Origin of the sequence: Embleya sp. NPDC127516, from assembly GCF_044765325.1 — a bacterium.
GTDB lineage: Bacteria > Actinomycetota > Actinomycetes > Streptomycetales > Streptomycetaceae > Embleya.
The window spans coordinates 1-12,858 of sequence record NZ_JBIWJT010000053.1 but is presented as its reverse complement, the minus strand read 5'-3'; the positions used below and the strand labels follow the sequence as shown (position 1 = coordinate 12,858).

At 68.4% G+C, this 12,858-nt stretch carries 11 protein-coding genes and 3 pseudogenes; 5 read left to right on the top strand and 9 right to left on the bottom strand.

Translation table 11 applies throughout. The annotated features are described in order from the left end of the window. Positions 1 to 49: 49 nt before the first annotated feature. The 3 genes from ACIRL2_RS48910 to ACIRL2_RS48900 all read right to left on the bottom strand — a co-directional run bounded on the left by ACIRL2_RS48910 (position 50) and on the right by ACIRL2_RS48900 (position 2,786). Positions 50 to 199 carry a hypothetical protein gene (locus tag ACIRL2_RS48910; protein ID WP_402241858.1) on the bottom strand — a complete coding sequence of 50 codons (150 nt, stop codon included), beginning with the start codon at positions 197 to 199 and terminating at the stop codon, positions 50 to 52. Positions 200 to 816: 617 nt separating this feature from the next. Further along, entirely contained in the window at positions 817 to 1,398 is a 582-nt protein-coding gene (locus tag ACIRL2_RS48905) for a pyridoxamine 5'-phosphate oxidase family protein (protein WP_395874134.1), read from the bottom strand. After that, the gene (locus ACIRL2_RS48900) at positions 1,395 to 2,786 is read right to left on the bottom strand and encodes an MFS transporter (RefSeq protein ID WP_402241854.1); all 1,392 of its coding nucleotides are present in this window, start codon (positions 2,784 to 2,786) and stop codon (positions 1,395 to 1,397) included. Before ACIRL2_RS48900 ends, ACIRL2_RS48905 begins: the two co-directional genes overlap by 4 nt. A 96-nt stretch (positions 2,787 to 2,882) precedes the next feature. Here ACIRL2_RS48900 and ACIRL2_RS48895 point away from each other — a divergent pair, with 96 nt between their 5' ends. The 3 genes and pseudogenes from ACIRL2_RS48895 to ACIRL2_RS48885 form a co-directional block, all read left to right on the top strand. Beyond that, positions 2,883 to 3,260 (top strand): ArsR/SmtB family transcription factor, encoded by a 378-nt coding sequence (locus ACIRL2_RS48895; protein ID WP_395874137.1) that lies wholly within the window; start codon positions 2,883 to 2,885, stop codon positions 3,258 to 3,260. A 293-nt stretch (positions 3,261 to 3,553) separates the two neighbouring features. Further along, a complete protein-coding gene (locus tag ACIRL2_RS48890) occupies positions 3,554 to 4,039 on the top strand; it encodes a DUF4873 domain-containing protein (RefSeq protein WP_402241851.1) in 486 nt (161 codons plus the stop codon). Positions 4,040 to 4,049: 10 nt separating this feature from the next. Continuing rightward, a pseudogene (locus ACIRL2_RS48885) lies at positions 4,050 to 4,440 on the top strand (transposase); the annotation flags it as partial. Here the strand turns inward: ACIRL2_RS48885 and ACIRL2_RS48880 are convergent. After that, positions 4,430 to 4,806, bottom strand: a pseudogene (locus ACIRL2_RS48880) (transposase); the annotation flags it as partial. The pseudogenes ACIRL2_RS48885 and ACIRL2_RS48880 overlap by 11 nt on opposite strands. A gap of 119 nt (positions 4,807 to 4,925) precedes the next feature. On the opposite strand from ACIRL2_RS48880, the gene ACIRL2_RS48875 reads away from it, so the two are divergent. Continuing rightward, positions 4,926 to 5,942 carry an ankyrin repeat domain-containing protein gene (locus ACIRL2_RS48875; RefSeq protein ID WP_402241849.1) on the top strand — a complete coding sequence of 339 codons (1,017 nt, stop codon included), beginning with the start codon at positions 4,926 to 4,928 and terminating at the stop codon, positions 5,940 to 5,942. Between the two features lie 70 nt (positions 5,943 to 6,012). On the opposite strand, the gene ACIRL2_RS48870 is transcribed toward ACIRL2_RS48875, so the two are convergent. Continuing rightward, the gene (locus ACIRL2_RS48870; RefSeq protein ID WP_402241846.1) at positions 6,013 to 6,561 is read right to left on the bottom strand and encodes a hypothetical protein; all 549 of its coding nucleotides are present in this window, start codon (positions 6,559 to 6,561) and stop codon (positions 6,013 to 6,015) included. A 539-nt stretch (positions 6,562 to 7,100) separates the two neighbouring features. Next, complete coding sequence (locus ACIRL2_RS48865; RefSeq protein WP_395874143.1) at positions 7,101 to 7,547, bottom strand: MerR family transcriptional regulator; 447 nt, start codon at positions 7,545 to 7,547, stop codon at positions 7,101 to 7,103. 59 nt (positions 7,548 to 7,606) lie between these two features. Here ACIRL2_RS48865 and ACIRL2_RS48860 point away from each other — a divergent pair, with 59 nt between their 5' ends. Next, positions 7,607 to 8,515, top strand: a complete 909-nt coding sequence (locus tag ACIRL2_RS48860; protein WP_395874145.1) for an NAD(P)-dependent oxidoreductase — start codon at positions 7,607 to 7,609, stop codon at positions 8,513 to 8,515. 2,018 nt (positions 8,516 to 10,533) lie between these two features. Here ACIRL2_RS48860 and ACIRL2_RS48855 read toward each other — a convergent pair. From ACIRL2_RS48855 to ACIRL2_RS48845, 3 genes and pseudogenes are all read right to left on the bottom strand, one after another. After that, positions 10,534 to 11,298, bottom strand: coding sequence for an SDR family NAD(P)-dependent oxidoreductase (locus ACIRL2_RS48855; protein ID WP_402241843.1), 765 nt, complete (start codon positions 11,296 to 11,298; stop codon positions 10,534 to 10,536). A gap of 106 nt (positions 11,299 to 11,404) precedes the next feature. Beyond that, a pseudogene (locus tag ACIRL2_RS48850) lies at positions 11,405 to 11,548 on the bottom strand (acetyl-CoA C-acetyltransferase); the annotation flags it as partial. Positions 11,549 to 12,579: 1,031 nt separating this feature from the next. Next, the coding region (locus tag ACIRL2_RS48845; protein WP_402241840.1) for a class I SAM-dependent methyltransferase at positions 12,580 to 12,858 on the bottom strand (279 nt) is incomplete at its 5' end.

The following is a 12,858-nucleotide window of genomic DNA, read 5'->3' as shown; positions in this document are numbered from 1 at the left end:
GGCCCGCTGAAACGGGGCGCCGTGCTTGTCAACCCGGGGCGGGCGCGGGTCACCGGAAGATCCCACGCAGACCCTCCGGATAGCGTTCCGGTGTCAGGTCGCCCAAAACGTGGTGCCGTACGACGTAGCCCTGGATCATCGACAGGTGAGTGCGCCCTGCGGCGGTCGGATCGGCGCCGGAAGGAGGATGGCCGTTCACGGCGAACTACCGTGCCAGTTGCGTGAGTTCACTCAACATGTCGGTTTGTAGTCGCGCGAGGACATCGCGCAGTCCCGAGTCGCGCAACGATTCGCTCCAGGCGTGGATCATGATGCGCCCGGTGTCCTCAGGATCTCGGAGTGGCTCGAGGTCCTGGACGAGTCGCGCGAGCGCGTCCGCGGGGGTCGGTTCGGGCCCCGCCCGGAGGAGGTCGCCGACCGAAGTCCGTGGTGCCCGCGGCAACCGGTTTGGCACTCTGGTGGAGTGGGCCGATCGCGTTGCTGGGATGGGTGTGGATGCGGGACGGTCGCGGGCGGTGGCGGGCGTGGCCGTTGGCGGCCCTGCCCCTGTTCATCGGTCAGGTCGTCGGTATACGACGAGAAGCACTACGCCCAACCAAGCGACGGCCAATCAGGCAGTCATCGAACCCCCGCAAGCCGCCCTGACCAGCTAATCAATACCTCTTGCACAACGGGGGAAGCTCAGTTCCCGCACCAGCGCGACCCTTGGCGATTGCGGGTCGCAGCCGGTGGCGACTTTCGGCGTGGCAAGCGTGGGCCCGGGCCGGCCGATGAGCATCGGTGTGTCTGTGCCCGCCCCGGGCGCACGCTTCGGGCTCAGGCCGGTTCCGTGGCTTCGTCCGGTCGGGGCATCGTGTCGGCGAGTTGAGCCTCGGTCCAGCGGGGGGTGATGTGTTGGGAGCAGTTCCAGTTGAAGCCCTCGACGTCGATGACGATCAGGCGCTCCACGCTCCCCGGGGTGCGGATCACGCCGAGTCGAGCGGCCAGGTCGGGGTTTTGTGTCGGGTCGTGAGCAGTGGCGTGGCCGAACAGTTTCAGTCGTGCGCGGCTGGCATAGTCCATGAAGAACAGCGCCACGCGATCGTCGGCGCCGATGTTCCCCGTGGTGATGTACTGCCGGTTTCCCCGAACGTCGGCGTAGGCGAGGGTGTGGGTGTCGAGGACGTGCACGAAACCCGCCGGTCCTCCCCGGTACTGGATGTACGGCCATCCTGTGTCGCCGACGCTTCCCAGGTAGAAGCCGTCGCTTTCGCCGATGAAGGCGGCTTCGAACACGGTGAGCGGATCGGGTCGATGGTCCGGATGGCCGGTCGGGTGGCGGTCGGCGACGGGACTGGCGTGTCTGCGTTGGGCCTGTCGGACGGATTCGGTGTAGGCGACTTGGGCGTAGCGGGTCATGACTTCTGCCTTCCTGTGCGGGGGAGGTCGGTCGCGTACGCGGCGTGGTGGGAGGGTGCGACGTGGTGCGCGGTGTGATCGTCGTCCGTCTTGGGAGCGTTTCGTTCGCGTCCCCAGTGCCAGGACAACGCTGCGGCGAGCAGTACGAAGGCGGCGGCGAACGGGGCCAGGCCGAGGGAGCCGATCACCGCGAGTCCGCCCGCGCCCACGGCTCCGGCGAGCGCGACAGCCGCGTACAGCGACGATTGGTAGAGGGAGGTGACGAGCATGGTCGGGCCGGACCATCCGGCGATGAGCTGTTGCTGTTGCGGCGTGGTGATCGCGAGGGAGACCAGTCCGGTCAGGGCCGCCGCGGGAACCGCGAGGGCCATCGATCCGCGCAGCGCGGGCAGGACGAGGAAGACCGCGACGATGGCGGACAGCCCGCCGAGCACGGCTCGGCGGGCGCCGCGACGGTCCGCGAGATGTCCGGCCATCAGGTTTCCGATTGTCCCCGCGATTCCGAACGCCAGTACCAGCAGAGCCAGTTCGCCGCCCTCTCCGCCGCCGGTGGCGGGTTCGAAGATGGCGCTCAGGTAGGTGTACGGGATGTAGATGCCGGTGAAGGCGAGCACGGTGATGGTCAATTGCCGCCGTACACCTTGCGAACGCAGCGGCTTGAAGCCGCCCCGCAGTCCGGTGCGGGTGGTGACACGATCGATGTTCGGGAGGCAGAACAACAGGACGGGTGCGACCAGGAGCCCCAGAGCCGCCACGCACCACATCGTGGCACGCCAACCCATTGCGTTGCCCAGCACGGTTCCCAGCGGCGCACCCAGGACGAGCGACAGGGTGATGCCGAGCATGACGAGTGAGATGGCCTTGCCGCGATGTGCGGGTCCGGCGAGAGTCGAGGCGGTGGCGCTGGCGTTCGCGGTGAACAGTCCCGCGCCCGCCGCCGCGACCACGCGTGTGACGAGAACAGCCCAGTAGCCGGGTACGACGGCCGTGGCCACGTTGCCGATCGCGAAGATGATGAGGGCGGTCACGAGTACGGTCCGTCGCGACCAGCGTGTCGTCAGCGCGGTGAGCACGGGGGTGAGCAGCGCGTAGGCGATGGAGAACACGGTGACCAGTTGTCCGGCCGCGCCGATCCCTACGTGGAGTGAGTCGGCGATATCGGGCAGGACGCCGGAGATGACGAATGCGTCGGTTCCCATCACGAACGTGCCGATCGCAAGGACTGCGGCGTGCCGACGCCAGGCGTGATCGCTGCCCGGGGCCTGCGCGATGTCGGGTTCGATCCGGTCGGCGGACGGGTTCGGTCGGGACGTTCGGGTGACGGGGACGTCGGGCCCTGTGGCCGCGGTCGCGTGCGGCGGCAGGTGCGGGGTATGTGGGCTGGACACATGCACTCCTTCGACAGCCAACGTAAGCTACGACGAGCATCGTAACTCTATTCCGATGAACATCGTAATAGGCCGGATCTCCATGGAGTCGAAGACGTGCATACGCCCACACACACGCTGCTGCCGCAACCCGACCTCGCTCGGGTCGACATCGCCACCGTCCTTCAGGCACTTTCCGACCCCATCCGACTCCGCATCGTGCGCGAACTCGACATCGTGGGCGAGGCCACATGTAGCTCGCTCGACGTACCGGTCAAGGTTTCGACGGCGTCACACCATGTGCGCATCCTGCGCGAGAGCGGTGTGGTCTCGACCCGCATCGACGGCACCTCCCGTCCCAGCCACCTGCGTCGAGCCGAGCTCGAGCACCGCTTCCCGGGGCTTTTGGCTGCCGTCCTGGGAGCAACACCCCCCAGCCCCGGGGCCGACCAGAAACCGCTGTCGGCGGATTCGTCGCGACGGCCGGCGAGCTGACCACCCGAGCGGCCGATCCGACCGTCACCCCAGGGGGGCGAGGGCTGCCTCGGCGGTGTGCCTCACGAGGGACCTTCGCGAGAATCGGCCTCGGCGATCCTGACCGACGCGCCCGAGGCCGACCATCGCCTGCGTCACACGCAGTCCGTCGCCGGCGAAACCGAATCGGTCAACGCAGATTCGGACCATGGACACCCGACAGACGTACGAGCGCTCCACGATCCCGACCTCGAGATCGAAAGCCGCCTCGCCGTCGACGCGGGCCACCTCACGCCGATCGGTGGAGCCAACAGGTGAGCGGGGGCGAACCTCGTCCCGACCGCTATGACGGACCGGCCCTCGTGGTGGCCGACGGCGTCACCGTCCCCGTGGAGGCACGCCTGCAAGCCAACCCGAACGGGATGTGGCGCGGACAGGTGTGGTCCGTCGACGCATCGGACATGCACCGCATCGCCACGGCCTGGATCCGCGTGCTGCGCTACGGCCGGCACGCGGCCCGCTTCACCACCGACGATGTCCTGGACCGCCAGGCCCACGTCACCGGCACCGGGACACCACCGTTCCGAGTGGGGATTCAGCTACAGGTTGAGGCGTTAAGTTGCTCGGCTGTCAGTGGCGTTCGGCAGGACTTGCGCCATACATGCATCCTCGCATCCGTGAAGCTCCGGCTTTGGATGCCTGTTTGCTCCGCTCATCGCACCCGGATTCCGTCTGGCTTGTCGATGGCACGGAAACTCCCTATCAGCCAAGTACGGTCCTCGGCACCGTTGTTCGTGTAGGAGCTCTTCCGTGAGCCAGCGGAAGCCGTACCCGAGCGACCTGTCCGACGCCCGATGGGCGCTGATCGAGCCGACGTTGACGGCATGGAGAAAAGCCCGCTCGACCGCAGACCCACCGGCCGGCCAGAGTCCAGCTCCGCGACGTGTTCAACGCGATTCTCTATGTGAACCGCACCGGAATTCCCTGGAAATATCTCCCGCACGACTTTCCGACCCACGCCTACCACGCGGCGTGGCGCGACGAGGGAATCTTCGCCCGACTCAACTACGACCTGACCGTGCCGGCCCGTGTGAAGGAGGGCCGCAAGCCCGAACCCACGGGCTCCGTCATGGACGCCCAGAGCGCGAAGACCTCCACCGACGTGCCCGTGACCAGCCAGAGAACGGACGCCGCAAAGAAGGATTCGGACCCGTCAACTCCCCTTTTTCAAGGCCCGCATGTTGACCGAATCGACCGCACACCACGACCAGTCCACCGGGCCTCTCGCACCGAGTTCATCCAGCAGGACCCGATGCAGTTTCGCCCACACGCGGGCGCGACTCCACTCCGTGAACCGGCGGTGGATCGTCTGCCAGGATGCGCCGAACACCGGCGGCAACTGTCGCCACGTACAACCGGATGTCGCCACGAACACGATCCCGGCCAACACCTCACGATCCCCGTACCTTCGACGCCCACCGCCCTGCGGACGAGTCGGCCTCGACGGCACCACCCGCTCGAACAACCCCCACAACTCGTCCGGCACCAACCGCTCCACAAGCGTCACCGCATCCAAATGAGACGCCTTCTCAAGCGGTGGGGCGCCCGACCCAGGCGTTTGCGCCGCGGCGGTACCATCGCGTCGCCGCTGGTGATGAGCGGATCCGTCGACGAAGGGGAAGTTGGATGTCCACGGGGGATTTCGCGGCGGCCTGTGCGGCCGGCGACTCGGCAGCGGTGAACCGGGCGCTGCGGGACGGGGCCGCGCTCGGGCCGCTCGACGGTTCCGGGGTCACGCCCCTGCATCTGGCGGCGGCGGCCAGGTCCGCCGAGGTCGTCGCGGCATTGCTGGGAGCGGGCGCGGACCCGAGGGCGGCGACGACCGAGGAGGTCGCCGCCGGGCGGTGGTTCGCCGACTGGGGCGACGTCTTCGCCGGCTCCACGCCGCTGCACGTCGCCGTGGACAGCCTCACGATGGGCAGCATCCCGGACCCCGCCGTCGTACGGCTCCTCATCGACGCCGGTGCCGACCTCGGCGCCGTGGACTCCGGCGACGACACCCCGCTCGGGGTCTGCTTCCAGTGCCTGACCTTCGACGAGGACCTGAGGACGGCTCAGACCGAGTGCGTCCGGCTGCTGCTGGCAGCCGGCGCGAACCCCGACATCTCCCTGTCGTCCGAGGCGACGCCGCTGTCCCTCGTCGACGGGGACTCCGAGAGCGAGCGGGTGCTGCGGGAGCTGCTGTGGGACGCCGGCGCGGTGCCACCACCGCCGGCCGGCGGCCCTGGCGAGCACGTCATCGAACGGCTCGGACGACTCGGCGGGCAGATGCCGGATCGGTTCGCGCCGATCGACTGGGTCGTCGCCACACCGGCCGGCAAGCGGCAGGTGCCGGAGTGGGCGCAGCGGCTCTTCGCCGTCGTCTTCACGGCCGGCGACGTCCGCGTCGACGACTACTCCGACGCCCTCGTCGACTTCCATGGCACGGAGATCGAGGCGGGGTACTTCCGCGAGCGGCGCGCCTGGTACGGCATCGGCCAAAAGGGCGACTACCACTGGTACGTCGCCGACCTGGATGAGCAGGACACGGACGACCCGACGGTCCACCGCCTCGACATGGAGGGCGGGGACGACGCCCTCGGCGACGGGCGCGGGCTCAGCCGGGAGCTGGCCGGGATGAAGGTCGTCACGCGGGTCGGGTGAGGCAACCCCCTAAGCAGGGTGCCAAGTTTAATCAGGCATCGGCCTCGATGAAGCCGCCGGAAATGCCCAATCAGCCGACCCCCGGTGCCGGTGACCACCTCGTGTACCGAGTTTCCCCTATCGGTGTGCGACGTTGGGCAAGGTTCAGCTCTTCGACGTTGAGCCCGAGGATCTCGTCGGCGCGGGCCGCGGTCTCGTAGAGCATCCGGTAAGCGATTTCTCCCGCAGACCGACCTCGCGGCGGGCGAGTGGCCGGTCGATCGCGGTCTTCGACCGCATCGGGGTCGCCGAGTCTGGCGGCGGCAGCCGTTTCGCCCACGCGGGCATCGACGGTGCCGCGTGCACGCGCTCCCGGCACCAGGCGAACCAGGACAGCGCCGCCGCGCGCGCTCCATGTGTCGACCGCGGGGCCGCTCCATTCGAATTCAAGCGCCTGGCAGACTTCGTCATCGGCGACCGACGCGAGCGGCTGGGTCTCGCCCAGGTGCTCGGCGACCTTGCCGACGGCGGTGGCGTACGCGCGGGCGGTGTTCGGGTTCGGCTGCGCGTCGAGGAACGCGACCGCCGCCGCCCGCACCGTCGGCCCGGCCGCGACCGGCAACGCCACGGCCTCCGCCATGACCTCGTCGCGCGGCTGCCACAGACAACGGGGTCGCTTCGCGTCCGCCCCGGGAACAGTCTCCGCAGCTCGCATCCGGAGTTGCCGCAGATAGTGGGGGATTGGCTGCGCCTCAGTCTCCGATCTCACCGGCCAGGCATGGCGCGTCGGCCCGTCACCAGGGCCGACGCGGGCTTGGCGCACGATCTGATATCGATGTTCCGGCCCCGAGTTCGACCAGACCCAGAGCGGTCAGGGCTCGCAGATGCCGCCGGATCGTGGACGGCACCTACCCCAGCGCTTCCGGTAACCGGGGGCTGAGGAACATCGATGTCGGATCGTGCGAACAGCCGCCTGTCCCAGTCGTCGCTGATCATTTCCAGGGGCCTCCCCGGGTCGGTGCTCAGCGCGGCGAGAGCGCGGGCGGTCTCGGTCTCCGGGTCGTACCGCGCGGTGAACTGCCGACCGCCGGCCCCGCGGCCGGAAACGGCGAAACCGCCGCGCCGACGGCCGGTGCCTCCGCGCCGTCGTGAACAGGGTGAACGTCGCCTGATCCGGCGCTAGTCAGACCTGATGCCGAGCGGTTCCGCAGTGGCGTCGCCGGGCGGCTTTGCGGCACCGGCCGCGTAGCAGGCTTCCGGATCGTCGTCTCCGGCCTGCACCGTGGCGGCGATGACGGTGTCCAGCGTCTCCCGTGCGGCCAGCAGGCCGGCCACGGCCTCGTTGATGCGTTCACGTTCGCGGTTGAGGTCGGGCAGCATGCCAGAACAGGCCGGGGTCAGGGTCTGCCCATCGTCGACCATGCAGGGCATCAGTTCGGCGATCGTGGCGGTGTTGAGACCGGCGCCGAGCAGCAGGCGGATGCCCCGCACTGTGGCTATGTCCGCTTCCGTGAACTCGCGATATCCGCTTGGCCGCCGCGATGGCTTGAGCAGCCCCTGCTCCTCGTAATAGCGCAGCAGGCGTTGGCTGACCCCGGTTCGCCGGGAGAACTCTCCCATGCGCATGTGACGACCACCACGTTCAGTTGACTCTCACATCGATGTGAGACAGCAGTCTATGCCGCATGACGAACCAGGAATCAGCAAGCCCGCAGCACGCACCCGTTACCGTCATCGGCCTTGGCCCCATGGGCCTCGCCCTCGCCGAGACGCTTTTGGGGCACGGCCACCTCACGACCGTCTGGAACCGCACCCCGGAGAAAGCCGACAGCCTCGTCACCAGGGGCGTCCACCGCGCGGGGACCGTCGCCGAGGCGGTGTCCGCGAGCCCTGTCACGATCATCTGCCTGAAGGACTACGAGACCATGTACGCGGTCCTCGACTCCGCTGGTGACGCCTTGAAGGGCCGCGTACTGGTGAACCTCAACTCCGGTACTCCGAAAGAGGCGCGCGCAGCGGTCAGTTGGGCAACCGAGCGAGGCATCGACTACCTGGACGGCGCGATCATGGTGCCGCCGCCCCTCGTCGGGCACCCCGACTCCGTCTTCCTCTACAGCGGTTCACAGGACGTCTTCGACAAGCATCGGGCGACGCTGGCGGGCATGGGCGCTCCCCGGTACCTCGGCTCCGACCCCAGCCTGGCGGTGCTGTACAACGCGGCACTGCTCGACATGATGTACGCGACCATGAACGGCTTTCTGCATGCCACCGCGCTGGTCGGGTCGGCAAACGTCTCGGCGGTCACATTCGCCGATCTCGCACTCAACTGGTTCATGCCCTCGATACTGGACTCAACCCTCACCGAGCAGGCTCCCGACCTGGACAAGGGCAACTACCCCGGCGACGTGGGCACCATGGAGATGAACCTCAACGCGCTCGACCACATCACCCGCACCTGCTTGGAGCAGGGCATCCACTCCGACCAGCCGCGGCTGATGAAGGCGATCGCCGAGCAGGCGATCGCCGAGGGCCATGGCGGCAAGAACTACCTGGCCGTGTTCGAAGTCTTCAAGAAGGCGACACCTGCCTCGTGACCTCATTACGGGCGATACACACACAGGTCGCTTCAACCGGCTCTGGGGCAAAGGCACCGCCCGTAAACTCCGAGAGGTCCGCGGCCCGCGCCGGCCACCGGAACCCGCGTCCATGACACGGAGTTGCCGAGCGCATAGGGCACACAGAACTCGAGCCGGAACCACGACACGCGAACAGAGCCGGTCAGGCTCCCTCTCTGCGAGGTGCAGGCGCACCACTGTGCCCACGTCGCCGGTCGACCGGCCACCGGGCGACGGGGTCGTCGCGGCCGGCGCGTGCGTCGGGTGCCGTGAGGAAGCCGCGCGGAAGGCGGAGCCCGACGGGGGCTTGAAGACACGCCCGAGGGTCCGACGATCCACGTCGGCAACGAAGGAGTCGCGCATGTCCTTGCCTCGAGCCGGGCCGCCACCGTCTTTCTCGGAGACTGGTTGCGTGGCGAGATCGCACGCCTTGGCGGACGCATACCGGATGTTTTCGCGCCGCGCCCGTGGAACGTGCCCACCCCTGCAAGGACGCATCCCGTCCTGCCGTCCGTACAGGCGTTCCCGGCAGTGCAATGGCGAGGGGGTCGAGTTGGCGCCGGGATCGTGGCAGCTCAGACGGGGTGACACGCACGTCGGAACGTTGGTTCTCGAAGAGATCGACATGTTCTGGACGGACTGCCGGTCGAGCCGGGGCCGGGCTGGGGCGAGATCAGTCCTCTGTTCGAGCCGAAGGTCACGTGGCAGCACGGCGGGACCGATGAACGGGCGCGGGCCGATCGGGACATCGCGGCGCAGCTGATGGTGCTCGTTCCCGATGACGGCAGCGAACCGCTCACCGGCATGCTGCTGCGGATCCACGAAGACCGCGCGCGGTTCCGAGGGTGACACGGACTTGTTCCCAACCGGCCGGCCAGCGCCCCTCGGATTCGGCCGCCGTCGGTCAACAGTAGGTGCGGAGGACGGCGGGGCGTGTGCGCGGTCCCTTTGTGGTGTGGTCACCGGGCCTGGATCGCGTGGATGAGTGGGCGCAGGGCAGCGGTGAGCGACGCGTTGTTCCATGAGCCGTAGAGGGCGATGGAGACGGGATCCGGGTGGCCGTCGGGCATCGGGTCGGCTGGACGAGGAAGAGGGGTTCGTCCCATGGGGCATCGATGTGGAGGCCGGCGGCGGTGGTTCCGATGCCCAGGCGTGCGGCGACCTTTCGGAGATCGAGGTCACCGAGTGCCTTGTGTGTCCCTCCGTGCCGGGTCCCGAAGCGGGGGCCGTGCGTGAGGATGCCCTCGACGAACGGGCCCAGGATCTCCGCGCGGGTCGCCCAGGAGGGCATGAACAGTTCTGCGATCGGGTGGGATTCGGGCTTGCGGGCGACGCTGACGTAGGGCATGACGGATACGGCGACTCCGCCGCCTTCGATGTCCGCCCATGCCTCGATTCGGGCGCCGTGGCCGCCCTGGGGTGTTGAGGGGAGTTCGATGATGACGGCCGGGCGGCTGACTGCGCCCAGGTGGTCGGCGAGGGCTTGTGCGGCAGTCTGTCTTCCGGGGTGGAGGGCTGTGGTCACGGTCGGCACTCCTGATTGCGGGGGGTCGCCGTTCCCGGTTCCACGCGGTCGCCGGGGTCGGCTGGATCGTTGGATGGCCCTGTCTGCTCGTGTAATGCGAGTGGCGCCGGTCGGCGACACTCCCGGAATCGCCGCTTGGACTCGGGTGAGTGCCACCTGCCCTGCCCTGCCCTGTGCGTCCAAGAATCTGGCGGTGATCGTGCCGAACAGGCCTTTGACCCAGGCGCAAGGGCAACGGCCCCAGCCCCGGGGTGTGTTGCCATCGCGGCCGGCGACAAGGCCCGTTTGCTGACCGTCCCACCAGCGTCACACTGGGGTCAGGGTTGACCCACCGGCTTGCCGCAGGCATCGGGGACACCCCCGTTCTACGGGCCGAGCTGGTAGCCGCCCGCCGAGAAGTTGGTTTCAACGGCTGTCGGGGGCGTCGCCGTGGCGGTCTCGGCGAGGGGAGGTGGTAGTCGCGCCGGCGTGACTACAGCTTGGCGCCGCCGTCGACGTACAGGGTTTGGCCGGTGATGTACGACGCTTCGTCGCTGCACAGGAACGCGGCGGCCGCTGCGACGTCGTCGGGGAAGCCGACGCGCTTGACCGGGTTCTTCTCGGCTCCGATTTTGCGGAACTCCTGGACGTCCATCTTCAGGCGTGCCGCGGTCGCGTCGGTCATCTCGGTGACGATGAATCCTGGCGCGATGGCGTTCACGTTGATTCCGAACGGCCCGAGTTCGATGCCCAGGGAGCGGGTGAGGCCCTGTATCCCCATCTTCGCGGTCGCGTAGTTGGCCTGCCCTCGCTTGCCGAGTGCGGAGGTGCTGGAGAGGTTGAGAATCTTGCCGTACCTCTGTGCGACGAAGTGCCTCTGCGCGGCCCTGGTCATCAGGAAGGCGCCTTTCAGGTGCACGTTCATGACGAGGTCCCAGTCGTTCTCGGTCAGCTTGAAGACCAGGCCGTCGCGGGTGATGCCGGCGTTGTTGACGAGTACGTGGACGCCACCCAGCTCGTCGACGACACCGTCGACCGCCGCCTCGACCGCGGCTTCGTCGCTGATGTCGGCGCCGATCGCATACGCCTTCGCCGCTGGGGCCAGCGGCAGGGATTTGACGGCCTGGCTCGCCGCCGCCTCGTCGAGGTCGATGATCGCGATCGAGGCGCCCTCCGCCGCCAGCCGGGTGGCGATGCCCAGCCCGATCCCCCGTGCCGCCCCGGTGACAACAGCGACCCGTCCGTCGTAACGACTCATCGATACAGCTCCTTGCTCGGTGTTGTTGAGGTGTGCGGTTCCGCAGGTCGTGTGGTCCCGCGGAACCGAGTGCGGGCAGGGCCGATGCCGGTGTGCCCGGCCGGTGTCATGCCAGGAGTTCGAAGATGGTGGCGTTGGCCTGACCGCCGCCTTCGCACATCGTCTGGAGCCCGTAGCGGATGCCGCGGTCGACCATGTGGTGGATCAGGGTCGTGGCGATGCGTGCGCCCGACCCGCTGCACCCCGGCCCACCACTTCCCACAAGGCGGGAACGACCCCGACTTCCGCACGAAACTGCGGATCGGGGCCGTCCTGGCCCGCGAGGCCGACAAGGCCGGGGTGTCCTTTCAGGCGGTCGCCGCAGACTGTGCCCACGGCGACCGGGACGGCTTCCGCAGCGAACTCGTCGACGCCGGAATGCCGTTCGTGACGGCGTTGAAGCCGCGCCACGGGATCCGGACCCAGGGCGACCAGGCCCATACCCCCGTCGACGCCGCCCGCGTCCCGACCTGGGGCGGGCCGGGCGATCCCGGCGACTGGAACGCGGTGATCCGCCGCTTCCGTGACGGCCACACCGAGACCTGGTGGCCGCCGACGCGAGGCTCGGGTGGTGGGGTCCGGACGGGACGACACGCCTGGTGGTGGCCACCGCCGACCCGGCGACACTGCCGGCCGAGGCCACCTACCTGGTATCTCGCCGCCAACCCGTCCCGCCCCCGTGCGTCGATGCCGAGGAGTTGGAACCGCACCACCCAGAGAGGGGGAACTCCCACGTCCCACCAGCCCCGAACGGCCTCCCGGCCCCAAGCGATCCGGGCCGTCCGTGGCTGGTTGGCACCCTGGACCACGCTGCAACGCTACTGGCGGGCATGGTCGACCAAGCCCCCGCCCACCGAACTCCAGACCCTGATCAACACCCTCGGCACAGGAAGACCCATCGACCTCTACGCTCACCGAACATCTCGTCGTTCGCAAGCAAGGGACCCGTCCAGCAGGGCCGGGCTCGACAGTCCCGGAAGAACCTGGGCCTTCGCACACGGTTCAGCTCCGTCAGGGAACGACGGTGACGAGGAAGGCATCCCCGTCGAGCATGCGGTGTTCGCCGTAGAAGGTGCTGCCCAACCGGCTGCCCACGCGCTCGTTGTCGTCGCGGTCGATCAGGCGTGCGGAGAAGTGCCCACCGCTGAGCGAGGCACCCTACGATCTCGGTCGACAAACGAAACGACTCTCGCGTCGGTCGAGTAACAGCCCTTGCCTGCCGACCATTACCGCCCGAGTCGCTCATGCCTCCATCAGCAGGTATTGCCGCACGTCCAGGTAGCCGGACCGGAAACCGGCCTCGGACCAGGACAGATACAGGTTCCACATACGCCGGAACACATGGTCGAAGCCCAACGAATCGACCTCGTCCGCACGCCGGTTGAAGCGCTCGCGCCACAGCCGCAACGTCTCGGCGTAGTGCGGACCGTACGACCTGCTGTCGGCGACCCGCAGCCGGGTGGCCGAAGTCGCCTTGCGGACCGCGTCGTCGGAGGGGATCAGGCCGCCGGGGAAGATGTA